Consider the following 24,861-nt stretch of genomic DNA (forward strand, 5'->3'; position numbering starts at 1 on the left):
GTCTCGGTGTACGCCTGCCGCGCCGCGTCGGTCATCGTGGTCTGCAGGAAGATGTTGGCCGTGGCGATCCCGGTCGCGAGCATGATCGGCGTCGCCGCGGCGGCCACCTTGACCGTGTACGCCCCGGCATTGATCATCGCCAGCCTGCCCGGCTCACCGGTGACCAGCCCCAACGGCCCGCGCAGCAGGCGTACGCACACGGTGGTCACGCCCGGCGCGACGAGCGCGAGCCCGATCGCCCAGACCATCGACGTCGGACCGGCGGTGGACGCCGCGACCGGCCCCTCGAACAAGGTCACGGTCGTGACCATCAGCACGATGCCGCCCGCGAACGTCAGCGACGCCAGGATCGCCCGCGGCCAGGTCAGCCAGCGCCGCTGGATCGCCGCCTCCGCCAGCGCCTGGGTGGGCCGGATCCGGGCGGCCCGGTGCGCGGCGATCAGCGCCGCGCCGGCGGCGCCGATCAGGGCGACCCCGATCGCGACGAGGACCGGCAGCGCGCCCTGCTGGTAGATGAGCTGCGGCGGCGCCATTCCGGCGCCGGTCATCAGGCTGAGCAGCCACTTCGCGAGCAGGACGCCGGGCAGGCATCCCAGCGCCGACGCGACGACGGCCAGCAGCATCGACTCGCCCAGCACCATGGCGCGCAGCTGGCCCGGCGTGGTGCCGATCGTGCGCAGGAGAGCCATCTCCCGCTCGCGCTGCTGGATGGAGAGCACGAGCGTGGAGGCGATGACGAACACCGCCACGGGAATGGTGAGCCCGCCGGTGACGCCGGCGAGGATGACCAGCATGGTCCCCGCCGCCGCGACCTCGGGGAACTCCGAGACGCCGCGCTCGTTCCCGGTCAGCAGGACCGCGCCCGTCCCCTTGAGCTTCTGCGCCACCCGGTGCGACAGCTCGGCGACGTCGGCGCCCGGGGCCGCGACGACGCCGATCAGGTCGGCCCCGCCGGTGGCCGACAGCCGCGTCACGTCGGCGGTGGCGAAGTAGACGCCGTCGCCGTCGACCGTGCCGCTGACCCGGTACCGGCCCTCTTCCCCCCGGGCCACGAGGTCCACCGTGTCACCCGTCCGCACGCCGTACCCGCGGCCGAGGACGATCTGTCCCCGTGACGGCGCCGAGCCGTCGGCGAGCGTGTACGGGGCGAGCACGCTGGTCGCCCAGTCGTGCCCGCTGACCTGCCTGCCCCGCAGCGAGACGGGAACGCTGACATCCGGTACGGCGGCGCCGACCCCGGGCAGCTCACGGATCCGGTCGGCGAGCCCGCGCTCGACCCGTACCCGCTCGGGCAGGAGCGCCGTCTCGGCCTCGTCGCCACCGCCCGGCAGCTCCAGGCTCTTCCCGGCGACGACGTGGATGTCGGCGGCGGCCAGGCGCTGCAACGGCGCCGTGGCACGCACCCCGGTCTCCATCAGCGCCCCGGTCGCGAACACGATGACCGCGCCGAAGAACATGGCGACGAACGTTCCCGCGAAGGCGCCGCGGCGGTGACGCAGCGAGCGCAGAGCGATCCCGAACATCAGCGTCCCCCGGCCACGGCGTTCCCGGCGGCCCACGCGCCGAGATGGGTGAGCCGGTCGGCCACCGCGTCGGCGGACGGCCTGGCCAGCGAGCCGGCGAGCCTGCCGTCGGCCAGGAACACGACCTGGTCGGCGTACGCCGCCGCCACCGGGTCGTGGGTGACCATGATGATGCTCTGGCCGCTGTGGTCGACCGCCGACCGCAGCAGGTCCAGCACCTCCCGCGCCGTCCTGGTGTCGAGGGCGCCGGTCGGTTCGTCGGCGAAGATCACCGCGGGCCTGGTGACCAGCGCCCGCGCGATCGCCACCCGCTGCTGCTGACCGCCGGACAGTTCCGCGGGCCGGTGGCCCACCCGGTCGGCGAGCCCGACCCGGCGTACCACCTCGGCGACCAGCGCGCCGTCGGCCTTCCTGCCCGCGAGCCGCAGCGGCAGCGTGATGTTCTCCGTCACGTTCAGCGCAGGTAAGAGGTTGAACGCCTGGAAGACGAAGCCGATCCGCTGTCGCCGCAGGCCGGTCAGCGCACGCTCCGACAGCGTGGTCAGGTCGGTGCCGTCAAGGGTGACCGATCCCTCCGTCGGCCGGTCCAGCCCCGCCGCGCAGTGCAGCAACGTGCTCTTGCCCGAGCCCGACGGTCCCATCACCGCGGTGAACGTCCCCTTGCGGAAGTCCAGGGTGACGCCGTCGAGCGCGGTCACCCCGCTGTCCCCGTGCCCGTAGATCTTGCGTACGCCGCCCAGGCCGACGGCCACCGGCGTGTTCTTCACGTCCATCTCTGCCCCTTGTCCTCGCCCTGGCCATGAGCGTAGGGAGCGGGCATCCCCGCGACGATCATGCTGGCGGTACCCAGGAGGTAAGGGCAGCACCACCACGCCTTAAGAGATCCGATGTATTTACCCGGGCATCGACACCGGGTAAGGGTTGTCATAATAGTAAAGATTGTTAACTTATGCGAAGGCAAGGGCTCCGAAACCCACGATTGTGGCGACTTGCGGCGGCAATAGGGGACGTGCGAAACTGGCGTCAGCTTAATTGGAAAGATTCTTTCCAGTAAGGCCGCTCTCCGTCCGGGCGATGCTTCCTTTTCCGCTATACATCCAATGTCTTCGTGCGTCTTGGAGGTATCGGCATGACCGCCGATCACGCGGTCGCGGGCCGCGCTCACGTGCTGTCGTCCGGGCAGGAGCGGTTGTGGTTCCTGACCCAGCTCGACCCGGGCAGCGCCTCGTACAACATGTTCGTCACCGAGCGCCTGCACGGAACGGTCGACGCCGACGCGCTCGAACGCGCGCTCGTCGCGGTCGCGGCCAGGCACGAGGTGCTGCGCACCCGCTACGCCGACGAGGACGGACGGCCCGTCGCGATCGTCGACCCGCGTCCGCGCGTCACGCTGACCAGGACCGTCCTCGACGGGCCCGGCGTGGAGGAACGGGCCGCGCGCCTGGTGACCGAGTGGACCGGGCGGCCGTTCGACCTCGTGGAGGACCAGCCGCTGCGGGCCTGCCTGATCCGGCTCGGCCCGCGTGAGCACATCCTGGTCGTCGTGCTGCACCACATCGCCGCCGACGGCTGGTCGCTGGGCATCCTGCTGGGCGAGATCAGCCGCTGCTACAACGGCGAGCCCCTGGACCCGCCGGCGCTGCAGTACGCCGGCTACGCGCGCGAGCAGCGGGAGAAGGACACCACGCCGCCCGATGCTCTGGTCGCCCGCCTCGCCGGTGCGCCTGACCTGGAACTGCCGGCGGACCGGCCGCGCCCGCTGGTCAAGACCACGGCGGGCGGCCGCGTGGTCACCACCCTGCCCGCCGAGCTGAGCGAGCGGATCGGGCTGCTGGCCAGGCGGGAGCGGTGCACGCTCTTCATGACCTTGATGGCCGCCTTCCAGGCGCAGTTGTCCCTCTACAGCGGCCGGCACGACGTGTGCGTGGGCACCCCGATCTCCACCCGCGACAGCGAGGAGCTGGAGCCGGTGATCGGCTTCTTCCTCAACACCGTCGTGGTGCGGACCGATCTGTCCGGCGACCCCACGTTCCGCGAGCTCATGCGCCGGGTGCGCGGCAGCGCGATGGAGTCGTTCATGGCCGCGGACGTGCCCTTCGACCGGCTGGTCGAGGCGCTGGACGTGCGACGGGACCTGAGCCGCACGCCGCTGTTCCAGGCCGAGCTCGTGATGGGCGCCGAGAAGACGGGCGTGCTCGAACTCGACGGCGTGACGGCCGAGCCCTACGACCCCGGGACCGCTCGGGCCAAGTTCGACCTGACGCTGGAGGCGTCGCCCGGCGCCGGCGGGTTACAGCTCTTCCTCGTCTACAGCAGCGACCTCTTCGACCACACCACCGCCGAGCGCTTCTGCGGCCACTTCGTCAACCTGCTGCGCCAGGTGGCCGGCGACCCCGGGTTACGACTGTCGGAGCTCGAACTCGCCGGGCCGGAGGAGCGCGCTCTCCTCGACGCGTGGAGCAGGGCCGAGCCGGTGCCGCCGCGGGCGCGGACGTTGCACGAGATGGTGGAGGCGAGCGCCGCCACGTGCCCATCGTCCCCGGCCATCGTCCAGGGCGAGCGCACGCTGACCTACGCCGAGCTGGACGGCCGGGCCAACCGGCTCGCCATGATGCTCAGGGACAGCGGGGTGAGCGGGCAGGACCGGGTGGCGATCTGCCTGGAGCAGTCGCCTGAGCTGGCCGTGGCCGTGCTGGGCGTGCTCAAGGCGGGCGCCGCCTACGTGCCCGTCGATCCCGAACAGCCCGCTGACCGGCTGGCGTACCTGCTGGCGGACTCGGGCGCGGCGGCGCTGGTGTCCGACCGCCGGGTGGGCGGATTCGACGGCCCCGTGCTCGACGTCCCGCGGGCCGTTGCCGGGCCGGTCGGGTCGCCGGCCGGATCGGCCGACCTGGCGTACGTCATCTACACCTCCGGGTCCACCGGGCGGCCGAAGGGCGTGGCCGTTCAGCATCAGCAGGTCCTCAACTACCTGTCCGACGTGCGCGAGCGCTTCGGCGTCGTGGACGGGGCGCGGTTCGGGCTGCTGCAGTCGCTCTCGTTCGACTTCGGGATCACGGTCTTCTACCTGGCGCTCATGACCGGCGGGACCCTGGAGCTGTACCCGTCGCGGATCTCCGGGACCGAGTTCGCCGGCCACGGGCTGGACTATCTCAAGATGACGCCCTCCCACTTCGGCGCGCTGGCCGCCGAAGTGGCGCCGGAACGGCTGCTGCCTCGCCGTACCCTCATCTTCGGCGGCGAGGGGTCGAGCTGGCAGCAGACCAAGGAGCTCGCCGCGCTGGGCCGGTGCGAGATCGTCAACCACTACGGCCCGACCGAGACCACCGTGGGCGTCACCACCTACACCGTCAGGCCCGATGACGAGGTACGCGGCCCGGTCACGCCCATCGGCCGCCCCCTGGGCCACGCCCGTGTGTACGTGCTCGACGCCGCCATGCGCCCGGTGCCGATCGGCGTGGCCGGCGAGCTGTGCGTGGGCGGCGACCGGCTGGCCCGCGAGTACCTCGGCCGGCCCGACCTGACCGCCAAGTCTTTCGTGACCGTCCGGGGCGAGCGCCTCTACCGCACCGGCGATCTGGCCCGCTGGCTGCCCAGCGGCGACCTGGAGTTCCTCGGCCGCCGCGATCTGCAGGTCAAGATCCGCGGCTACCGGGTCGAACTGGGCGAGATCGACGAGGCGCTGCGGAAGCTGCCCGGCGTGGCGCACGCGGTGGCCGACGCCCGCGGCGCGACCGGGTCCAAGGAACTGGTCGCCTACCTGGTGGCCGACGGCCAGGCCGTCCCGGTCGGCGAGCTGCGGCGCGAGCTCGCGACCGCGCTGCCCGAGTACATGATCCCCACGCGCTACGTCTGGCTGGACCGGCTGCCGCTGAAGTCCCACGGCAAGGTCGACCGGGCCGCGCTGCCCGAACCGGAAGGCGAGCGCCCCGAACAGGGCGTGGCGTTCGAGCCGCCGTCCGGGCCCGTGGAGGAGGCGATCGCGGCGGCCATGGCGGAGGTGCTCGGGCTGTCCCGGGTCGGCGCGCTCGACGACTTCTTCGACCTGGGCGGGCACTCCCTGCTGGCCACCCGCGTCATCGCCAGGCTCCGCCGCGACCTGCCCGGGGAGTGCGCGCCGGTCAGCGTGATGGACCTGTTCCAGCACCCCACCGTGCGGAGGCTGGCCGCCGTGGCCGCCGCCCCGTCCGCGCGGCGCGGGCTGCTCTATCGGCTCACCCCGCCCGAGCCCGCCACGCGCACCCTCGTCTGTGTCCCGTACGGCGGGGGCAGCGCCGTGGTCTACCAACCTCTGGCCGCCGCGTTGCCGCAAGGCACGGCGCTGTACTCGGTGGCCGTGCCCGGCCATGACCTGGGCCTGGAGGAGGAGCCCCGGCCGCTGGAGCAGGTGGCGGCCGAGTGCGCGGCGGAGATCCTGGAGAAGGTGGACGGGCCGCTTTCGCTGTACGGGCACTGCGGGGTCGGCGGCGCGCTGACCGTGGAAATCGCTCTCCTGCTGGAGCGGGCCGGCCGCGAGATCGAGACCGTGTACCTGGGCGGGATCTTCCCGTTCGCCCGGCCGACGCGCGGGCTGCTGGGCCTGTGGGCCAGGGTCACCGGCAACGGCCGGTGGCGCAGCGACCGCGAACAGCTCAACTGGCTGACCTCGATGGGGGCCGACCTGGGCGATCTCGACGAGGAGCAGCGGGCGTTCATCGTGCGCAACATGCGGCACGACGCGCGGCAGGCCGAGGAGTACTTCACCGGCCTGTTGCAGGCGAACACCCGCTCGCCGCTGCGCGCGCCGATCGTGTCGATCGTGGGGGAGCAGGACCCGACGACGGAGTACTACGAGGAGCGCTACCGCGAGTGGCACTTCCTGTCCGGGCGCACCACGCTGGCGGTGATCGAGGAAGCCGGTCACTATTTCCTGAAATATCGGGCGGAAGAGCTGGCGGCGATCGTGTCCCGCGAGCCGCTCGCCCCGGGCGACGGCGGCACGGGGTGGAGCGTCTCCTCCACTTCCGTCCCCGGCGGCATGGGGGCCCCGGCCGGGGGGCCCGAGCCGAGCGTGCGGCGGTTCCTGGCCGTGGCGATCGGGCAGATGGCGACGATCACGGGTGCGACGATCACCGAGTTCGCCATTCCCATCTGGATCTACCTCACCACCGGACAGCTGGCCCAGATGGCGCTGATGACCGTGCTCGCCGTGATCCCGGGCGTACTGGCCGCGCCGCTGGTCGGCGCCATCGTCGACCGGTCGAGCAGGCGGGCGGTGATGCTCGCGGCCAGCGTGGCCGGGCTTGCCATCCAGTCGGCGGCCGCGGTCCTGCTGTTCACCGGCGGGCTCGGCACCTGGACCTTGTATCCGCTGCTCACGCTTCTGTCCGTGGCGCTGGCCTTCCAGCGGGTCGCGTACGCGTCGGCGATTCCCCAGCTCGTACCCAAGCGCTACCTCGGCCACGCCAACGGCGTGGCGCAGATGACGGCGGGTGTGGCGCAGTTCGTCGCCCCGCTGATGGCGGTGGGACTGATGTCGGTGATCGGGCTGGGCGGCATCCTGATCGCCGACATCGTGGGATATCTGGTGGCCGCGACCGTTCTGGTGCTGATGCGCTTCCCCGCGACGCTCGCGCACCAGCGCAGGGAGACGGTCGGCGCCGAGATCAAGGCCGGCTTCCGGCTGTCGATCGGCAACCGGGACTTCCGGGCGATGGTGGCGTTCTTCGCGCTGCTCGCGATCGTGCTGTCCCCGGTCTTCATGCTCTACTCGCCGCTCGTCCTCGCCTTCGCCGGGTTGCCCGAGGTGGGTACGGTGGCGCTGTGCGGCGGCGCGGGCGCGGCGGCCGGCGGGCTGTGCATGAGCCTGTGGGGCGGCCCGCGACGCCGGCAGATGATCGGCATGCTGCTGCTCACGCTGGTGATCGCGGCGTCCTGCGTGATCGTCGGCCTGACCCGGTCGCTCATGCTGATCGGCATCGGCGCGTTCGGAGTGTCGTTCGGGCTGGCCCTGGTCAACGGCGTGTACGCGACCATCGTGCAGGTGAAGGTGCCCCAGCGATACCACGGCCGGGTGTTCGCCCTCAACCAGATGGTCGCCTGGTCCACGATCCCGCTCGGGGTGGGCGTGCTGACGCCGTTCGCGGAACGGGCGCTCGAACCGCTCATGCTCCCGGGCGGCGCGCTGGCATCCACCGTGGGCACGGTGCTCGGCACGGGTCCGGGGCGCGGGGTCGCGCTGATCTACGTCGTCTTCGGCCTGCTGATCGCGCTGCTGGTGGCCGCGGCGCTCAGGACCAAGGTGCTCGCCCGTTTCGACGACCAGGTTCCCGACGCGACCCCGGACGATCTCATCGGCGTCGCGCGGATCAGGGAGGGCGCATGATGCCGGTGGGACCGGCCCTGTCTCTTCTGGACGGTTCCTCTCGGATGGGAGACGCTGGCGGCGTAGGCGTACGAGGGCTCCGAATCGGACGGTGAACGGTGAACGAGCGGCCGAGATGGGTGACCGGCTTCATCGTGGTCCTAGGAACCGCGGGGCTCGTCTGGCCGGCGTACGTGGTGCTGACGCACCGGGTGGACGGCCCCGCGTGGTGGGTGTGCCTCCTGGCGGCCTGGGGATGCGGGCTCGTCGCGGCGATGATCGCCCACGTTCTGAACCGGGTGGAGTCGCGGGCCGTACGGAGACGGGCCCTGCGTATCGCGATGGGACTGCGCGCCCTGGGCTGCCTGGCGAGCGGCACCCTCCTCGGCTTGCTCGTCGCCTTGATCATCGCGCCGTTCACCGGGCAGGTGGGATTGATGCCGGCGATAGCCGTGCTCGGCCTGTACTGCATGACCACGAGCCGGAACGCCGACTTCGGCCTCACCGGCTTCTCCGGGGCGCATGTCGGTAAGAGGGGGAGCTTTCAGGTGAGGGCGGGCGAAGGACCTGACCTGACCTGAGCCGCAATCCGCCGGACGTGCACCGCGCCGCGCTCCGGCAGGGTCTCGCGCGGAGGTGAAATATCCGGCATTGTCTAGGCCGAGATAGGAGTCATCTCCGGCAAGCACCATACGAGCGATACACGCAGAATTATTGCCGCCCGTATTCCAGTGGCGCTCCGGTTTCGGGATGATCGCGCATTCGACGATGCCCAGCACCCTAATTCGGGAGTGAGGTGCTCATGCGTACGACAGTGGTTCACCGGGATGATTTAGGCGACGATCCCGTGGTAAGGCGGGCACTGGCCGCAGGCGCGGCCATCCGTGTCACGGAAATGACCTGCCTTTCGGACCGGCGGGCCTATCATCCGATATCGCGGCCGACCAGACCGTTGGTGGGGCTCTGCCTGCTCAGGTCCGGCGGCTTCCTGATGCGCAGGAACGGCCGCGAGGAGTTCATCGACCCCACGGTCGGGTTCGTCTGGCGCGATGGCGACGACACGCACATCGCCCATCCGGCCGACACCTGTGACGTGAGCAGCATCGTGGACCTCGGCGTGGACCTGTACGGCGAGTGCCTGGACTGGTCCGCGGTCGCCGTGCTGCCGGTCGCCTCCCAGCTCGACCTGCAGCACCGCGCGCTGGTCGCCGCCTGCAACGCCGGCACGGATCAGTTCGAGGTCACCGAACGGGTGCACGGCATGTTGTCGCTGATCTCCGCCGTGCGTCGCCGTCCCGGCATCGGTCCGCGCAGGGCCGCTACGTGGACCATTCATCGCAGGCTGGTCGCGCAGGTGCGAGCCGCCCTGATCGACGGGCCGGTGACGGCGAGCCTGGACGATCTGAGCCGCCACGTCGGAGTGTCCCCCTTCCACCTCAGCAAGGTCTTCCGCACGGTGACAGGACAGACCCTGGCCAGGTACCGCAACGAGTTACGGGTCCGCGCCGCGTCGGAAGCCATCGCTGACGGAGTGCCATTGAGGATGGTCGCCCATCGTTTCGGATTCGCCGATCAGGCGCACATGACACGAACCTTCCGCCAGCAGTTGGGTCAGACCCCAACACAAGTTTCGGTCTTTCTGCGAGCCGCCGACGGCAGGCCAGGTGTGATCGAAACGGCCAAGAATCTTCAACGCCCGGCGCCGTAAGCGACTTTATCGTTGCGGATGACAGCGGAGGACTTTTACGAATCTGTTTCATCCCGTAGAAGTCTCGAGAAGAAAGGAGACGTGGTGATCAGCCTGATCAGTTCTCTGGGAGACCGTCTGCTGGGAGTCCTGGTGCCCAAGGTGAGGGCTCAGGCGCTGACGAGGCTGTGCACCGGAGCTCGGCACACGCACTCCGTTTGCACCAACGACGGGTGCCCCTTGTGGATTGACCGGTGGACTCACTACTACATCTGCCCGAACGGCCGTCCCGACTCCACGACCGAAGGTTGCGGCAGCTGCGCGGCCTAGGGGACCGGTGACAAGGGTGGTTCGCGCTCGGAACGGGAACGCGAACCACCCGCCGGACAATCTATCGCCGACCAGCTGGGTGGAGCCGGGAAATGAGCCTTCTTGTCACGGTGTCGAGCATCAGCAAGCATTTCGGGGCGCTTCAGGTATTCGACGGACTCAGCCTGGAGCTGCGGCCGGGGGTGACGGGTCTCCTGGGGCCGAACGGAGCGGGCAAGACCACATTGATGCGATGCCTCGCCTCGACTCACGCCCCCGATTCCGGCCGGGTCCACGTCCTGGGATTCGACCTCGCCCATCCCGCGGAACGGCTCGGCGCACGGCGCAAGCTCGGCTATCTCCCGCAGGACGCCGGCTTGTATCCGCATTTCGCGGTCGAATCCCTGGCCGAGTACATGGCTCTGCTCAAGGAGATCGCCCAGCCCGAGGCCCGCCGCCAAGAGGTCGATCGCGTGCTGGAAGAAGTGGACCTCACCGGATCGCGAAAGTCCAAGATCAGAAAGCTCTCGGGCGGCATGCGGCAGCGCTTGGGGATCGCTCTGGCGCTGATCGGTGACCCGCGGTTCCTCATCCTGGATGAGCCGATGGTAGGTCTCGACCCCGAACAGCGCATGCGCATCCGCGGAACGCTCTCCCGGCTGGGTGAGGACCGCATCGTGCTGCTCTCGACCCATCAGACGGAAGACGTGGCGGCGCTCTGCCAGCGGGTCCTGGTCATGCGCCGGGGCGAGATCGTCTTCGATGGAACGCCTCAGGAGGTGGCGCGGCAGGCGACCGGCCGTGTCTGGCTCGCCGCTCAGCCCGCGCCCGGCCAGGCGGGGACGAGCTGGCGCGCGGCGGACGGCCGCTACCGCACGCTGGGCGAGCCGCCTCCGGGGGCGGAGCCGGCCGAGCCGACCGTCGAAGACGGCTACCTCGCTCTTCTCGGCGTTCCCGAGGAGGCTTCCGGATGAACCACGCCGTGCGGCAACTCGCTCTGTTCGAGGCGAAGCTCCTGCTGCGGAGCCCCGTCCTGTGGACGTCCGTGGCGGCGATGCTGAGCTGGCGGACGTTCGGCACCTGGCGGACCATGCCGGTCTGGCACGTGGAGACCGTGCAGACCGCGACCGCGGTCACGCTGGTGGGGGCGGGCGCGTTCATCGCCACGAACCTGGCGGCGCTCCGCGACAGCCGGCCGGGCCTGGCGGAGCTGATCTCCACCGTGCCGGGCGGACGAGCGGCGCGTTCCGTCGCGATCCTCGTGGCGGGCATGGTCGTGACCGCGGTCGTCTCCGCCCTGGCCTGCGCCGTTCACCTCGTCAGCCTGTTGATCGCGAGTGTCCCTGCGGGACGCTTCGACGCCTACGAGGTCCTGGCGGGTGTGGTGGTCGCGGTCCTGATGGCCGCCGCGGGCGTGGCGGTGGCTCGATGGGTTCCCTCACTGATCGCCGCTCCCGCGGTCCTGGTGGTCTACGTCTGGGCCGTCTTCCAGACGGGTCGCAACTGGCTGATGCCGCTGGTCCCCATCGCCGGCGTCTCCGGAGACTTCAGCAGGCCGTCCGGGTGGCACCTGGTCTATCTCACCGCGCTCCTGGCGCTGGTCACGGTGCTGGGAGTCGTGCGGGATCGACGGTCACGGGTCACGGTGGCGGCCGTCGGCGTGTCGCTGGCGGGGGTCGTGGCGTCCGGAACGGCGACGCTGGCCCAGCCGGAAGCGCGGGCGCGGGTTCTCGACGCGTCACAGGCCGGTCAGGTGTGCCGCCGGCTGAACGGCATGGAGTACTGCGCTTACGCGCGCTTCGCCGGCTGGATTCCGATCTGGCAGGGCGTGATCGACCCGATCGTCCGGGCCATCCCGCCGGACCGCCGGAGCGGGTTGCCGGGGATCGTCCAGGTATCGGCCGGGCAACGGAGCAGAGGTGGCGCCGCGGACATCACGACAGGGCTGGCCTGGGGCCGTAACGGCGGCGAGGCACCTCTCGCCCGTTCGATGGCCGGCCAGCTGGCCGCCACGGTGATCGGGCTGCCCGGAGGCAGCCGCGCCTTCCACAACTGCGACCTGCGCGGCCAGGCACGAGCGGTGGTCGCTCTGTGGCTGCTCAAGCAGGCGGGGCTCGAACCGGGAACGTACGAGCGGACGTTCTATGACGCGAAGAACAGACCGATGGCTTACCGGGCCTCCGACTTCGGCCTGATCGACTACGGCCAGGCGGAACTGGCCGCCGCGGACCGCGTCCTGGCCGCGCGGGACTCGCGAGAGCGCCTGTGGGCTCACTGGCGCACGCTCGTGTCGCCGGAGACCTCCATGGCCACCGCCGCCTCCTTGCTGCGGCTGGATTCGTTGCCGCCGGCCGAGAACGTCAGGGGAACGCCATGCCGTTGAGGACGACCCTGAAGTTCTCCACCCGGGCGGCGAACTGGAATCCGCTTCTCATCGCCTGGGCGGTGTCGATCGTTCTGATCGTCGTCACCGTCGCCGCCATGAACCCGCACCCCGTGAACCGCATGGCCAATCTGACCATCTGCCTGCGGGTGTCGGCGATCATCATCGGCATCGGGGCGGCTTTCGCGCTCATCGATGTCATGGAGCCGACATTCGCCGCCGCCCCCCGGCCACGCCGGCGGCGGCGGTGGATTCGGACAGGGGTCGCGTTCGTCATCGGCGGGACGGCCTGGCTGGTCATCCTCGCCGGGGCCTGGGCGGCTTTCCCCGCGACCATGACGTTCCCGGGCCCCGGCTTCCTGGCCGAAGGCGGGATGTGTGTGCTGACCGCGCTGGCCGCCACGGCCGTGCCGCTCAGACGGCGATCGGACTGGACGGCGGGTGTCATGGGTTGCGCCCTCACGCTGACCCTGTGCGTCGCCACCCTGTTTCTGACCGGGCCCGCCTGGCCGTGGCCCTGGGCCGGTGACCCGGTCTGGGACACGGTGCACGCCCGATGGCTGGGCGTCCTGCCCATCCCGATCGCCGTTCTTCTCCACGCCAACCGCGACGTGGTTCTCACCTAGCGAACGGGGAGGTCATGGAGTATCTCGTTCTGGCTGCCAGGCTGCTGATCGGCCTGACGTTCACCTTCGCGCTGGTGTCCAAGGTGCGGACCCGCGCGAGTTTCACCCGGTTCAAGGACACGCTCGGCTCCAGCCTGCCCGCGTTCACCGCCGCGCTGGTGTTGTCGTCAGAAGCGGCGATCATCGTCCTGCTGGCGATTCCCTGGACGGTTCCCCTCGGCTTCCTGTGCGCGGCGGGCACGCTCGCCGTCTTCACCGGATACCTGATCTGGAACCTCCGGGGGAAGAACCCGGCGCCCTGTCTGTGCTTCGGCGGCACGGACACGCCCGCGGGCGTCCCGCACATCGCGAGAAACCTCGTGCTGCTCGTCATCGCGCTCTGTGGCGCGGCCCTTTCGGCGACCACGGGAGCCCTCCCCTCCTACGAGGTGAACGGCCTCATGGTGTCGCTGCTCGCCGGCCTGGCCGCCGCCATCGTGATCGCGCTCCTCGACGACGTCATCGCTCTCTTCGGCACATGAGAAAGGCGAAGGTGGATCTTCATGACCACGGCCGTAGTGGTGCTCCTCGGACTGTTATGTCTGTTCAATGTCGTCCTGACCGCGGGGGTGATCCGCCGGCTGCGTGAGCATACGAGCCGCCTGGACGAGCTGTCGGGAATCCCGAGGCTGGACTCGATGCAGCCGGCCGGAGGGAAGGTCGGAGCGTTCAAGGCCGATCTCGCCGGCGGCGGCGCCATCATCAGCGACGAACTGGAGGGCACCTTCCTCGTGGCCGCCTTCACCCAGGGCTGCCCGGCCTGTAAGGACGCGCTCCCCGACTTCGTGGAGCTGACCAAGGAGTTCAGGGCCGGGCGGGAGAGAACGCTTGCGCTGCTCGTCGGCGAGCCCGCGAAGCTCACCCGGGAACTCGGAAAGCTGGAGCCGGTCGCTCAGATCATCATGGAAGCGGTGCCGGGGCCCGTCGCGGCCGCGCTCGGCGTGCAGGGGTACCCCGCCATAGGCCTTGTGGACTTTTCTGCCGGGATCGTGCACGTCGCGGGAACGAGGCCGGAGCATGTCAGACGCTTCACGACGATCGACCGTTAGGGCGGCCTTTCACGGTGTACGGCATTCGCTGGGCATGGCCTGGCGAGCGGCCCGCTGGCTGACCCTCGGACTGGGGCTCTTGGCGGTGATCGGCGGCGTCATCCCGTTGACGCTCGCCTGGCTCACGAAGCTGGTCCTGGACGGTGCGGCCGCCGGGCGGCCCCTCCGGGACCTGATCTCCGTCATCGTGGGCCTCGCCGCCATGGGAATCCTGGGAGCCACGCTGCCGCACCTGGGGCAGTACCTTCAGCGAGAGGCCGAACGGCGGATCGGCCTGGTGGCGCAGGATCGGCTGTTCCGGGCGACGGAGGAGTTCGTGGGTCTCTCCCGTTTCGAGGACCCCGCGTTCGCCGACCGCCTGCGCCTGGCCCAGCAGCACGGCGGCGCCACTCCGGCACTGGTGGTGATCGGTTTCGTCAGCATGGGGCGCTCGGTGCTCAGCGGCCTGAGCTTGCTGGGTGTCCTGCTCTCGCTGACGCCATGGCTGCCCCTCGTCGTTCTCCTCTCGGCCCTGCCCTCGCTCGCCGCCGAACTTCGCCACGCCCGATGGCAGGCCGAGACGGCCTGGCGCATCGGCCCGACGGAGCGCCGCGAACTGTTTCTCTCCACGCTGCTCACCGATGCTCAGGCGGCGAAGGAGATCCGGCTCTTCGGGGCCGGACGCTTCCTGCGCCACCGGATGTTGTCCGAGCGCCGCAAGGCCAATGCGGCGAAAGAGAGAGTGGACAGAAGAGAGCTCCTCATTCAGTGCACGATCGGCGGGCTCGCCGGGATGATCAGCGGAGGGGCCCTCTTGTGGGCCGTTTCCGCGGCCGTCGCGGGCCGGATCAGCATCGGTGACGTCTCGCTGGTCATCGCCGCGCTCGCCGCCGTCCAAGCCGCGGTTGTCGCCCTCGTCAGGGATCTGGCCCGCTGCCATGGACAGATTCTGCTGTTCGGCCATTACGTGGACGTCCTGAACGCGGGGCGCGATCTGGCGATTCCGGAGGGGCCCGTTCCCGTCGGCCCGCTGCGGGCCAGCATCGATTTCAAGGATGTCTGGTTCCGCTATGCAGAGCATCAGCCGTGGGTACTCCAGGGCGTCTCGTTCACCGTGCCGTCCGGGGATTCCGTCGCGATCGTCGGCAGGAACGGCGCGGGCAAGTCGACGATCATCAAGCTCCTCCTCAGACTCTACGACCCCTCCCGAGGCGCGATCACCTGGGACGGCGTGGACCTGCGCGACATCGACCCCGCCGCGCTCCGCCAACGCGTCGGCGCGGTGTTCCAGGACTTCATGTGCTACGACCTGACGGCCGCAGAGAACGTCTCGATAGCCGACGTGGGCAGTGCCGCCGACGACGTGGTGAACGCCGCCCGCCTGGCCGGCGCCGATGACTTCATCCGCGCGCTTCCCCACGGGTACGAGACGATGTTGTCCAGGATCTTCTTCCAGGGGGAGAACGCCGAGGACGGCACGGGCGTCTCGTTGTCCGGAGGCCAGTGGCAACGCATGGCGCTCGCGCGAGCCTGCCTGCGCCATGACCGTGACCTGCTGATCCTCGACGAACCCAGTTCCGGCCTGGACGCCGAGGCCGAGTACGAGGTTCACGAGACGCTGCGAAGGCGGCGCGCGGGACAGAGCTGCGTCTTGATCTCCCACCGGCTGGGAGCCGTCCGGCACGCCGACCGGCTGATCGTGATCGACCAGGGCCGTGTCCGGGAGTCGGGGTCCCACGACGAACTCATCAGGCGGGCAGGACTCTACGCCCGCCTGTTCCGCATGCAGTCTCAGGGATACACGGAAGCGGAGTCGTGATCGTCATCCTGGTCACCGCCCTGTGCCTGGCCGGGGCCGTGTCGTGGCTGCGCCGGACGTTCACCCTGGTGACCGTTTCGGGCGAGAGCATGTTGCCCACCCTGGCCCCCGGAGAGCGCGTCCTGGCACGCCGGGCGAGGTCCGCCGGCCTGAACAACGGCGATCTGGTGGTCATCCGCGGGGAGATCCCCATGCCCCGGCGCCAGGGCCACGAGGACACGGTCGGCGTCCCCTGCTGGCTCATCAAGCGCGTCGCGGCACTTCCGGGTGACCACATCGCGCAACGGCGCGACGCCGTACCCGAGGGAATGGTGTTTCTGCTGGGAGACAACGCGGCGCACAGCTACGACTCGCGCGAGGCCGGCTACTTCGCGCTGAGTCACGTACGCGGGAAGGTCGTGCGCCGGCTCGGGCGCCACAGGGGTGACACGCCCGCGGGGTAACCTCGGCAGGATGAGGGCGGCCAGGCGTGACGGGATCCAGCGGCGTAACGAGATTCTGGATGCCGCGTTGCAATGTTTCGACCGGCAGGGCCTGCTGGCCACGGGGATCGAGGACATCCGCCGCGCCGCCGGGGCGAGCCCGTCGAGCGTCTACCACCTCTTCGGCGGGTTCGGCGAGCTGACGCTGTCGCTGCTGATCCGGACGTTCGAGCGGGTCGGCGCTCAGCTGGAAAGGGACGTTCTCGCCTCGGCCACCGCGCGCGACGCGGTGCGCGCCCTCGTCGGCGCGCACCTGGCGTGGGTGGAGGCGAACCGGGTGGAGGCCCGGTTCATGTACCAGGCCATGGCGCTGGAGCTGGCGGCGGATCGTGCAGCGGAGCTCGCCGACGCGAAACAGCGGCTGCTGGCGCCTGTCATGGCGCGGCTGGCGCAGGTCGCCGGGCCGGGGGAGTTGCCGGAGTGGACGCCGGAGCAGCTGCAGACGGTCCTGCTCGGGCCGAGCCATGACGCGTGCCGGCGGATGCTGGCCACCGGTGAGGGTGATCTCGCCTGGGCGCGGGCCGTGCTGCCGGAGCTGGCCTGGCGGTCGATCCAGATAGTTGGAAGTTCTCTCCAACTAGAGTAGGGTCCCCCTCATGAGGACGATCCTTTACGCGTCGATCACCCCCGACGGAAGTCTTCACCGCGCCGAATGCGGCCACCGCATTCCACCCGCCATCCTCAAGGACTTCCTGGACGGCGCCCGCGAGGCGGGCAATCTCATCATGGGCCGGGGGACTTTTGCGCTCATGTCAGCACCGCCGGAGCTCGCCGGTGTCGACATCGTCGTGCTGTCGAGACGGCGGCAGGACATCGAGGGAGCGCACGTGGCCGCTTCCCCGGCCGAGGCGCTGCGCCACCTCGAAGCCCTCGGGCACGGCACGGCGCTCCTTTCGGGCGGCGCCGCGACGTACGCCGCGTTTCTGGAGGAGGGGCTGGTGGACGAGGTCCGGCTCAACCTCCTGCCCTCGGACGGCGAGCCCGTCCGCCTGCTCCGGACCCGCAACCTGAGCGACGGCACCTTGCAGGTGGCGGCCGCCGTCGGCAGGGACTGAAGCCCATACAAGTTGTACATGTTGAACAAGCTGTGCAGGATGGACACCTTTGCCGTACGGTGGAACGCAGGAGCCGCCCGGGTAGAGGCAGGAGAGTCACCATGGCCACCACCGACCCGCTGGGCATCGCCGAAGCCCGGAGCCAGCTCGGCACGCTCGTCGCGCGAGCCGTGCACGGTCACCAGCCCACCACCATCCGCCGGTCCACGACCGAGCGCGCCGTCCTGATCTCCGAAGAGGACTACGAGGAACTGCTGCGCGCCCGCCGGGAGCTGGAGGCCGGCCGCGTTGCCGAGGCGATCGCCGCGCATGCCCGAGGCGAGCGCGAGATGGTGACATACGACGACAGGGCCGCCCTGTACGCCGACCTCGGCCTGCCCGCCCCCGGCGAGCGCTCTTGAAACGTCTGCTCCACGTCGACCTTCCCGTCCGCGACATCCTGCGTCAGGCGGCGCTCGGCCTGCGTGCGGCCATTGCGGACACCCTGCTCGATCTGATCGAGGACCCGGAACCGCTCGGCGCGACGCCGTACGGCGGCATCCCGGACGCGCTCGAGCTCCGCACCGACACCTTCCGCCTGATCTACACCCACGGACCCGATCACGTCTCCGCCTGGGTCCTGGAGATCAACACCTGATCACCGGCGTGGGCGCGGATGACGTCGGCGTGGCATCTGCCGCTGGGTCGCGTAGTCCACGTGCACGAGGCTTTCCCAGACCACGGTCGACCTGCAGATATTCGACGGAGACGTCCCTAACCGGCTTTGAACGAGCCCGCGTTGAAGACCATGAACCTTTCGGCCCCACCACACGGAGGGTGATTCTTCAGCCGTTGGTCGTCGCCCGGCCACTCGTCACCCGCGGCGCTGACCGTGTCTCCGTCCAGGAGCGGTCCGAGGCCGGGCACGTTCACCCCTCGCCTGCCGTCCCGCACCAGGGGCTGGGTGCCGGCCGGCCACACGGGGGAGAAGGTGACGCTGCGCCCGTCCCGCGTGCCGGTGACGGTGAGGCAGCGGCCTTCGGCGACGTAGCCGAGCCTGCCTCCCACCTCCATGTCGGGGGCCTCTGGCAGGTCGTGGACCACGATCGCGGGGTCCTCGCCCACGGCCGTGAACGGGCTGGGCTGCGCCGCGGGGGCCGGGCCGTTGCCCGAGCAGGCGGCCAGCACCATCGCCAGGAAGGGGATGGCGACGAGGGCGAGGGAGCGCACGGTGCGTCCTCCAAGAGGGTTGCGGTGGGCCTTGCCTGAAGGTAACGGGCCGGGCCGCCTCCGTGGTTCACCGGACGGCCCGCCGGCCGATGGGCCGGCGGGCTCGCGATCACCGTTGCCAGACGTCGTAGCTGCGGTTCTGGTACAGGTAGGCCGGGGTGAAGGCGGACTCTCCGCCGATCTTCCCGAAGTGGATGCCGTAGGCGGTGCCGCCGTAGTACCACGGCCCGCCGGAGTCACCGCCGGTGCTGATGTTCTTGTCCATCACGACCATGTGCCTCAGGACGCCGCTGGAGACGTCCCTGCGCGCCACCTTGGCGCAACTGGCGCCGGAATTCTTGCCGAAGTGGCAGATGCGCGTGCCGACCGACGGCATGCCCGAGCGGTTGTCGGCGTAACGCTTCTTGTTCCAGTCGTAGTAGAACGTGCGGGTCGGCGACTTGGAGCCCGTCGTGTAGTACGCCAGGTCGCCCCAGCCACCGACGTGCCACCACACCCGCTTGACGGAGGTGCTGCCGCCGTCGCCGCTGTGGTTGGAGTAGGTACGGGTCGCGGTACTGCGGCCGCAGTGGCCCGCCGTACCGTGCCGCTTGGTGTTGCTGGTGATGTACTTCAGGTTGAAGCCCGACGTGCAGGTGCCCAGGGTCCCGCCGCCGCGGATGTACTGGTCCTCGGGTTCGCTCGCCTTGCCGACGATCGTCACCTCGACCCGCATCCCGGCCGCCAGCGCCCTCGCGGGCGCGAGGTCCTGCGCGTTGGCGGGCGTCTTGGTCTGCGCCTCCACCTGGATGGCGCCGGTACGGACGTCGTACGAGGTGGACGCGTCGGCCACCACCGGATTGGCCAGCACCGCCTGGTGCGTGGCGTCGGAGGCCGCGGCCAGTTCCGTCTCGGAGAAGCCGCGCCCGCCGGCGAGTTCGACCCGCACGGGCAGGGTCTTGGCGAGTTCGATGGCCTTGGCCGGTACGTCTCCCTTGAAGGCGAACCAGGCACTGTCGTCGTTCTTGACCGCGCCCGCGAACTCCCCCGGGAGCGCGGTTTCGAGCTCGGCGGCCACCTTCTCGAACTCGTCCTGCCAGGCTATCGCGTCGATCGCCGCGGCCAGGCCGATGCCTTCGGAGGCCGCGATGCGCGCGAGGTCCTCGACCTCGGCGGCGTGCATGTCGTCGATCATGACGTCCGGGATGCTGACCGGACCGTCGGGCTGGTTGGCCCAGGCGGAGCGCTGGGTCCTGGCCGTCGTGGCGATGTACTCGGCCACGGCCTGCTCAAGGCGGATGCCCCGCTGGGCCGCTTGCTGCTTGATCCCCGCAAGTGTCGGGCGGTCCTGCTTGGGCTGGGATTCCGCGCTCAGCGTGAGCGTCGGTGTGCCGTCGGGATCGGCGGACGCGGATCCGACCGGTAACGCGACCATCGCGACGATCAGGCCCGCCGTGACGCCCGCTCTGGATAAACCGGACATTGAATACCCCCGTATCTGATGACGAACGACCTTACTCGCAGCATGATTTCTTGATCAAGAAGAGCGGTCAAGGCTTGATAAGGCACGAAATTTCGCGATAAAGCCAATCGAAAGCGGTAATGCTGAGCGGTCAAGCGGGCCCGGGTTCGATCACCAAGGGCGCGAGCCGGCGGGCGCCTTCGATCACTTCGCGCAGTTCGACTTCGGCGACAAGGACGTCGACTGGTGCCTGCGCCTGTCGCCGACCTGGCCTAGCTGATGGTCCAGCGCTGCAGCGCCGAGCCGCCGCCGCTCTGCTGCGTGACCGGGGCGCCGTCGGCGGTCGATGCCGTGGTGAGCAGCAACCCGCTGTGCCGCGCGGCGACCGTGTAGCCGCCGCCGGACGCCGGGGTGACGACCCAGCGCTGGTTGCCGCCGCCCGTGCAGGTCCACTGGATCACCTTGGCGCCCGCGCTGACGGAGCCTGCGCTGACGTCCAGGCACAGCCGCGAGTGGCCGTTGACGATCTGGTAGGAGCCGTCGGGCTGCTGGGTGAAGACCCAGTTCTGGTTGGCTCCGCCGTTCGGTGTCCAGGTGTTGACCTGGGTGCCGGCGCTGGTGGAGTGGTTCGGGTTGTCCAGCGCCTTGCCCGAGGCGACCAGCGTGCGGGTGCCGTCGAGGTTGCCCGGCGGCGTGCCCGTGCCGGTGAAGGTGAGGGTCTGCTCGGCGGCGGTGCGGGTGCCGCCGACCGGGTTGCCGGTCGTGTTCGTCCAGTGGCGCACCGGCGTGGTCTCGGCCGAGCGGGCGGGGTCGGCCGACAGGCCGAGTACGAGGTTGCTGTGCCGGTTGACCAGGCGGAACGAGCCGTTGCCGACGATGAACCACTGCTGTCCGACCGTGGGGCCGCCGCCCGCCGCGGTGGGCTTGGTGCCCCACGCGCGGGTGGAGGTGGCGGTGGAATCGACGCCGAGTGCCTGTCCGGTGGCGGCGTTGGTGACGCGGTACGAGCCGTCCCCGGTGGCGGTGAAGCGCCAGCCCTCGCGGGCCGAGCCGGTGGGGGCGACGGCGGCGGTCCCCGTGCCGCTCGCGGCCTGCGCGAGCACGCGTCCGGCGCCGCTGGAGACGGTGTACGTCCTGGACGGATCGACCGGTGAGGTCACCGGCGCGGTCGAGGTCATGGTGACGTTGACGTACTCGCCGGAGCGGCCGCCCGAGCAGGCGATCGAGCAGTAGTTCCGGAAGGACTTGCCGACGATCGTGCCGCCGGTCCTGTTCGCGCCGTCGAGGAACCACCGGTACCAGGAGGCGGTCCGGTAGCCGCCGGTGTTTCCGGCCAGGTACCACTTGGCGGTGCTCAGGTCGTCGGTGACGTAGATGTCCTGCGGCGCGTTGCCGGACTGGTCGACCGCCTGCGGGGTGCCCATGTACAGGCCCAGGTAGGCGTTGTAGGTGATGTTCATGACGAACAGCGGCGAGGTCGGCGGGGTCTGGCCGGCGGCGATCTGCTGGCTGACGGTCCCGGTGTTGTTCGGGTCGTACTCCTTGTCCGCCGGGGTGTAACCGTTCGGGTTGGCCGCGGTGACGGGCACCAGGTTGCTTTCCCTGCCACCGACGCCGGGCTGCGACCAGGAGCCGTCGTACCACTTCTGCCACGAGCCGGGAGCCATCTTCGCCGCCATCGGCGCCCGCGCCACGTGGGAGTAGAACGCCACCCAGCCGCCGCCTTTGTTCACCAGGCGCGATCCGTAGTAGACGTAGAAGTACCCCGAGGCGGTGTCGGCGTACAGGCGCTGGTCGCCGTCGCCGTAGTGGTAGGTCTGCTGCGGGAAGGCGGCGGTGTCACCGCGCCTGGTGCTGAACGGCGAGGTGATCGCGTGATCGGTGATCGACCACGTCCTGCCCTGGTTGGTGGAGACGGCGTAGTCGATCGCGTCGTAGTGCAGGCCGTCGCCGAACGGCTGCGGGGTGAACTCGTTGTGCACCAGGCCGTGCCAGTGCCCGGTGTCCGGATCGACCCACAGGCCGATCAGCCCGCAGAAGTTCTTCTGGGAGTAGCCGGAACCGGGCGGCGCCGGGGTGGATTCGACGCCGGTGGGGCTGTTGTTGCACCGCCACGTCGTGTCGTTGTTCCGGTCGGCGGGGTTGTCCGGGCTCACCGCGTTGCTGATGGCCGCGGACCGGCTCGCGGTGTCGAAGTCGGTCCCGGTGTAGAAGTCCCAGTATCTCGGCTGCGTCGCGCCGTACAGCGCGGCGGACTGCTGGAAGTAGAACGTGCCGTTCTTGTCGATGTACGGCATGGCCGGCGTGTCGGTCGGATGCGACCAGGTGCCGGTGCTTCCCACCGAAATCGTGTAGGTCGCAGCCGAGGCCGGTACGGCGCCTGCGGCCACCCATGCCATGGGCAGCAGGAGCGCGACAGCGGCGCCGAGGCGCCAGGTTCGGGACGGTAACACGGGTTCCCTCCTCACAGAAGCCCTTGATCAGTCACCGTGCCCCATGCGCTCCCGCCACTCCATGGACTTTGCGCCCCGCGCTGTTGCACTTTCCGGGGCGCCCGCGACGACGCCCTCTAGCGGCGGACGGTCAGTTCGTAGTCGGCCTTCGCGGGGGGAAGCCCGCCCGTGCTGTGGGCGGTGACGGTGAAGGTGGCCTTCCCGGTGTGCCGGGCCGTGCCGATGATGCCGCCCGTGTCCTGGTTGAGGGACAGTCCCTTGGGCAGGGCGCCGCCGGTGAGCTCGTAGCGGATCGTGGCCGGGGTGTTGGTGGTGAGTCGTGCCGCGTAGAGCCGGTGACGGGTGGCGGCGGGCAGGCTGGTGGTGGTCAGCGCCGGGGCCGGCACGGTGACCTCCTGGGGTGATCCGATGGGCCGGCCCGACGCGTCGAGCTCCTGCAGCGACCACTTCCGCCCGGCGGTGACGACCGAGAGGTGCCAGTTGGTGCTCTTGTCGCGCAAGCGGGTCTTCTGCTCCTCGGTGAAGGCGCCGAGGTTACGCGCCGTCTCCCACTGGCTGATCGCGTCGAGCACCTTCTTGGCGTTCTCGCCGCCGGAACGGAGGCTGGACAGCGAGCTCTGGAACCCGGCCCCCGCGTTCAGCCCGGCGCCGCGGGCCAGCTTGCCCTCGATGCTCAGCAGCGGCTCCGATCCCTTGAGGCTGATCCAGCCGAGCATGCCGGGCAGGAAGTTGGCCCGGTAGAAGGCGTTGTTGACGAAGACCTGGTCCATGCTGGTCATGCCGACCTCGCCCCAGCTCGCCCGGGTGAGGGCGTCCCAGGTGTTGGAGGTCATGCGGCTGGTCTCGGTGATGTAGCCGTCCTTGGCCTTGAGCTGCCGGAAGTTGCCGTTGATCAGCCTGGCCTGGCCGTAGTTGCCCCATCCGGACTCCGAGGCCGACTCCACGCCGTCGTAGGAGTGGGACATGATGCCGGTGGTGTTCCAGGCCGTGGCCAGGCGGGTGGCGATCTCGTCGATGATGCCGAGGCCGCCGATGGCCCCCGCGTACGAGTTCATGATCATCCTGGCGGCCTGGTCTCCGGCGGCGTGGGAGGTGGCCGGCGAGCCGGCCTGCGCCCGCTTCAGGCCGCTCACGACCCACTCGTCGCCGTCCTGGCGCGCGTCGCCGTAGGTGAGGAGCTCATCGCCGATCCGCAGCGCCTTGAAGTGCAGGCCGGGGGCGAACGGCGCGCCGGAGTCGACGTACAGGGTGGTGTCGGCCGCCGCCAGCGGGCGGGTCAGCCGGGCACGCTGGCCGGAGGCGAGCCTGCTGTCGGCGGGCGCGGGCCGGACGTAGCGGTCGTCGAGGCTGATGAAGTCGGAGATGGTGTGGACGCCGAGCCGTACGCCCTCGGCCTTGGCCAGATCCACGGTCCGCTTCGCGCCCTCGTCGTCGCCGCCCATGCCCGCGTCGAACTGGTAGTGCCCGGTCGTCTTCCACGGCCCCACGGCGTTGGGCAGCGAGTAGAGGTAGCCGATCCCGGCCGCCTTGGCGTACGTGGTCGCCTCCTGGACGTTGTGCGTCCGCAGGTCGCTCAGGACGAGGAAGGACTGGCTGCTGGCCTGCGCCGTCTTCTGCCACTGGCCGTTCTGCGTGGGGTACGGCAGGCCCTCGCCCTTGGCGATGTTCGCCAGGACCGTCGGCGTGAGCTCCGGGGCCGCTCCGAACAGCGCGATCTCCGACCCGGTGACCCTCCCCTCGTCGCCGGCCAGCGGGCCGACCGGAATGGGATAGCCGCCGAGGTTATGCCGCTGCCGTTCCTTGGTGTAGTCGTAGGTGAAGGCCCGCAGCACCGAGCCCCAGCCGGTCCTGCCCGCCGCGCTCCACTCCTCGTGCGGCGCCACCTGCAGGCCGGAGGGGTTGTCGGCGACCTCGCTCTCCCAGCCGAGCTCCTGGTACTCCTGCGGCCAGGCGCCCTCGGTCCGGTCGGCCAGCGGCCGCAGGCCCACGGCGAAGGCCTCGTCGCGGACCACGCCGACCGTCTCGCCGATGGTCCGCGTGATGGAGGTGGCCAGCGGGCCCCACAGGAGGGTCTGCACGTCTCCGTCCGCGCGGACGTCGGTCGCCGTGAGGGTGGTGTAGCCGGGCTTGGCCACGACCTTCACCTCGACCGTGAACCCCTCGCCCTTGAAGGTCAGCCGGTCGTGCCCGCGCCGGTGAACCCGGGTCGGCCGTACCTGCCTGCCGTCGACCACCAGGCTGACCAGGGAGGCGGACTTGCCCGCCGCCAGGTAGTCGGTGCCGGTCCTGGTGTCCCGCAGGCCGGTCACGGTGCCGGTGCGGTCGAGCTCGATGCTGAGGTAGCCGGCGGTGATGCCCGGCGCGGCGCGGCCGGTGCCGGTCGCGGCGGCGGCGTCCGCCATGATCAGGGGCAGCGCTCCCGCCGCCAGCACCGCGGTGGCCAGCCTTCCGAAATGACGCATGA

General features: G+C 70.2%; 20 protein-coding genes. 14 read left to right on the plus strand and 6 right to left on the minus strand.

What is annotated here, in order from left to right; all coding sequences use genetic code 11:
• The coding region (locus ACFWY5_RS42645) for an ABC transporter permease (RefSeq protein WP_379638244.1) at positions 1 to 1,523 on the minus strand (1,523 nt) is incomplete at its 3' end.
• Complete coding sequence (locus ACFWY5_RS42650) at positions 1,523 to 2,296, minus strand: ABC transporter ATP-binding protein (RefSeq protein WP_379612543.1); 774 nt, start codon at positions 2,294 to 2,296, stop codon at positions 1,523 to 1,525. The genes ACFWY5_RS42650 and ACFWY5_RS42645, both read right to left, overlap by 1 nt.
• Positions 2,297 to 2,652: 356 nt before the next feature.
• On the opposite strand from ACFWY5_RS42650, the gene ACFWY5_RS42655 reads away from it, so the two are divergent.
• The 14 genes from ACFWY5_RS42655 to ACFWY5_RS42720 all read left to right on the plus strand — a co-directional run bounded on the left by ACFWY5_RS42655 (position 2,653) and on the right by ACFWY5_RS42720 (position 17,931).
• The gene (locus tag ACFWY5_RS42655; RefSeq protein WP_379638245.1) at positions 2,653 to 7,887 is read left to right on the plus strand and encodes an amino acid adenylation domain-containing protein; all 5,235 of its coding nucleotides are present in this window, start codon (positions 2,653 to 2,655) and stop codon (positions 7,885 to 7,887) included.
• Between the two features lie 98 nt (positions 7,888 to 7,985).
• Positions 7,986 to 8,447, plus strand: a complete 462-nt coding sequence (locus ACFWY5_RS42660; RefSeq protein ID WP_379638246.1) for a hypothetical protein — start codon at positions 7,986 to 7,988, stop codon at positions 8,445 to 8,447.
• A gap of 221 nt (positions 8,448 to 8,668) precedes the next feature.
• A complete protein-coding gene (locus ACFWY5_RS42665) occupies positions 8,669 to 9,574 on the plus strand; it encodes a helix-turn-helix transcriptional regulator (RefSeq protein WP_379638247.1) in 906 nt (301 codons plus the stop codon).
• A 401-nt stretch (positions 9,575 to 9,975) separates the two neighbouring features.
• Entirely contained in the window at positions 9,976 to 10,836 is an 861-nt protein-coding gene (locus ACFWY5_RS42670; protein WP_379638248.1) for an ATP-binding cassette domain-containing protein, read from the plus strand.
• Positions 10,833 to 12,245: a hypothetical protein gene (locus ACFWY5_RS42675; RefSeq protein ID WP_379638249.1), complete on the plus strand. Its 1,413-nt coding sequence runs from the start codon at positions 10,833 to 10,835 to the stop codon at positions 12,243 to 12,245. Before ACFWY5_RS42670 ends, ACFWY5_RS42675 begins: the two co-directional genes overlap by 4 nt.
• Entirely contained in the window at positions 12,236 to 12,871 is a 636-nt protein-coding gene (locus ACFWY5_RS42680; RefSeq protein ID WP_379638250.1) for a hypothetical protein, read from the plus strand. Before ACFWY5_RS42675 ends, ACFWY5_RS42680 begins: the two co-directional genes overlap by 10 nt.
• A 14-nt stretch (positions 12,872 to 12,885) precedes the next feature.
• A complete protein-coding gene (locus ACFWY5_RS42685; protein ID WP_379638251.1) occupies positions 12,886 to 13,392 on the plus strand; it encodes a MauE/DoxX family redox-associated membrane protein in 507 nt (168 codons plus the stop codon).
• A gap of 21 nt (positions 13,393 to 13,413) precedes the next feature.
• Positions 13,414 to 13,959 carry a TlpA family protein disulfide reductase gene (locus tag ACFWY5_RS42690; protein ID WP_379638252.1) on the plus strand — a complete coding sequence of 182 codons (546 nt, stop codon included), beginning with the start codon at positions 13,414 to 13,416 and terminating at the stop codon, positions 13,957 to 13,959.
• Between the two features lie 34 nt (positions 13,960 to 13,993).
• Positions 13,994 to 15,757 carry an ABC transporter ATP-binding protein gene (locus tag ACFWY5_RS42695; RefSeq protein WP_379638253.1) on the plus strand — a complete coding sequence of 588 codons (1,764 nt, stop codon included), beginning with the start codon at positions 13,994 to 13,996 and terminating at the stop codon, positions 15,755 to 15,757.
• Positions 15,754 to 16,200, plus strand: a complete 447-nt coding sequence (lepB, locus tag ACFWY5_RS42700; RefSeq protein ID WP_379638254.1) for a signal peptidase I — start codon at positions 15,754 to 15,756, stop codon at positions 16,198 to 16,200. The genes ACFWY5_RS42695 and lepB overlap by 4 nt, the downstream gene beginning before the upstream one ends.
• Positions 16,201 to 16,210: 10 nt before the next feature.
• Positions 16,211 to 16,825 carry a TetR/AcrR family transcriptional regulator gene (locus tag ACFWY5_RS42705; RefSeq protein WP_379612532.1) on the plus strand — a complete coding sequence of 205 codons (615 nt, stop codon included), beginning with the start codon at positions 16,211 to 16,213 and terminating at the stop codon, positions 16,823 to 16,825.
• A gap of 10 nt (positions 16,826 to 16,835) precedes the next feature.
• On the plus strand, positions 16,836 to 17,294 hold the full coding sequence (locus ACFWY5_RS42710; protein ID WP_379638255.1) for a dihydrofolate reductase family protein: 459 nt from the start codon (positions 16,836 to 16,838) through the stop codon (positions 17,292 to 17,294).
• 101 nt (positions 17,295 to 17,395) lie between these two features.
• Complete coding sequence (locus ACFWY5_RS42715; protein WP_379612530.1) at positions 17,396 to 17,695, plus strand: type II toxin-antitoxin system Phd/YefM family antitoxin; 300 nt, start codon at positions 17,396 to 17,398, stop codon at positions 17,693 to 17,695.
• Positions 17,692 to 17,931, plus strand: coding sequence for a hypothetical protein (locus ACFWY5_RS42720; RefSeq protein ID WP_379612529.1), 240 nt, complete (start codon positions 17,692 to 17,694; stop codon positions 17,929 to 17,931). Before ACFWY5_RS42715 ends, ACFWY5_RS42720 begins: the two co-directional genes overlap by 4 nt.
• Positions 17,932 to 18,047: 116 nt before the next feature.
• On the opposite strand, the gene ACFWY5_RS42725 is transcribed toward ACFWY5_RS42720, so the two are convergent.
• The 4 genes from ACFWY5_RS42725 to ACFWY5_RS42740 all read right to left on the minus strand — a co-directional run bounded on the left by ACFWY5_RS42725 (position 18,048) and on the right by ACFWY5_RS42740 (position 24,859).
• Entirely contained in the window at positions 18,048 to 18,503 is a 456-nt protein-coding gene (locus ACFWY5_RS42725; RefSeq protein ID WP_379638256.1) for a hypothetical protein, read from the minus strand.
• Positions 18,504 to 18,612: 109 nt separating this feature from the next.
• Positions 18,613 to 19,965 (minus strand): hypothetical protein, encoded by a 1,353-nt coding sequence (locus tag ACFWY5_RS42730; protein WP_379638257.1) that lies wholly within the window; start codon positions 19,963 to 19,965, stop codon positions 18,613 to 18,615.
• Between the two features lie 251 nt (positions 19,966 to 20,216).
• Positions 20,217 to 22,397 (minus strand): RICIN domain-containing protein, encoded by a 2,181-nt coding sequence (locus tag ACFWY5_RS42735; protein WP_379638258.1) that lies wholly within the window; start codon positions 22,395 to 22,397, stop codon positions 20,217 to 20,219.
• A gap of 116 nt (positions 22,398 to 22,513) precedes the next feature.
• A complete protein-coding gene (locus tag ACFWY5_RS42740; RefSeq protein WP_379638259.1) occupies positions 22,514 to 24,859 on the minus strand; it encodes an Ig domain-containing protein in 2,346 nt (781 codons plus the stop codon).
• Positions 24,860 to 24,861: the final 2 nt, after the last annotated feature.

Origin of the sequence: Nonomuraea sp. NPDC059007 (assembly GCF_042740555.1) — a bacterium.
Lineage (GTDB): Bacteria > Actinomycetota > Actinomycetes > Streptosporangiales > Streptosporangiaceae > Nonomuraea.

What these genes read in the sequence shown, in the direction of transcription:
- ACFWY5_RS42650 (WP_379612543.1), bottom strand. Translation starts at nt 2,296, where the DNA reads ATGGACGTGAAGAACACGCCGGTGGCCGTCGGCCTGGGCGGCGTACGC.
- ACFWY5_RS42655 (WP_379638245.1), top strand. Translation starts at nt 2,653, where the DNA reads ATGACCGCCGATCACGCGGTCGCGGGCCGCGCTCACGTGCTGTCGTCC.
- ACFWY5_RS42665 (WP_379638247.1), top strand. Translation starts at nt 8,669, where the DNA reads ATGCGTACGACAGTGGTTCACCGGGATGATTTAGGCGACGATCCCGTG.
- ACFWY5_RS42670 (WP_379638248.1), top strand. Translation starts at nt 9,976, where the DNA reads ATGAGCCTTCTTGTCACGGTGTCGAGCATCAGCAAGCATTTCGGGGCG.
- ACFWY5_RS42675 (WP_379638249.1), top strand. Translation starts at nt 10,833, where the DNA reads ATGAACCACGCCGTGCGGCAACTCGCTCTGTTCGAGGCGAAGCTCCTG.
- ACFWY5_RS42680 (WP_379638250.1), top strand. Translation starts at nt 12,236, where the DNA reads ATGCCGTTGAGGACGACCCTGAAGTTCTCCACCCGGGCGGCGAACTGG.
- ACFWY5_RS42685 (WP_379638251.1), top strand. Translation starts at nt 12,886, where the DNA reads ATGGAGTATCTCGTTCTGGCTGCCAGGCTGCTGATCGGCCTGACGTTC.
- ACFWY5_RS42690 (WP_379638252.1), top strand. Translation starts at nt 13,414, where the DNA reads ATGACCACGGCCGTAGTGGTGCTCCTCGGACTGTTATGTCTGTTCAAT.
- ACFWY5_RS42695 (WP_379638253.1), top strand. Translation starts at nt 13,994, where the DNA reads ATGGCCTGGCGAGCGGCCCGCTGGCTGACCCTCGGACTGGGGCTCTTG.
- ACFWY5_RS42705 (WP_379612532.1), top strand. Translation starts at nt 16,211, where the DNA reads ATGAGGGCGGCCAGGCGTGACGGGATCCAGCGGCGTAACGAGATTCTG.
- ACFWY5_RS42710 (WP_379638255.1), top strand. Translation starts at nt 16,836, where the DNA reads ATGAGGACGATCCTTTACGCGTCGATCACCCCCGACGGAAGTCTTCAC.
- ACFWY5_RS42715 (WP_379612530.1), top strand. Translation starts at nt 17,396, where the DNA reads ATGGCCACCACCGACCCGCTGGGCATCGCCGAAGCCCGGAGCCAGCTC.
- ACFWY5_RS42730 (WP_379638257.1), bottom strand. Translation starts at nt 19,965, where the DNA reads ATGTCCGGTTTATCCAGAGCGGGCGTCACGGCGGGCCTGATCGTCGCG.
- ACFWY5_RS42740 (WP_379638259.1), bottom strand. Translation starts at nt 24,859, where the DNA reads ATGCGTCATTTCGGAAGGCTGGCCACCGCGGTGCTGGCGGCGGGAGCG.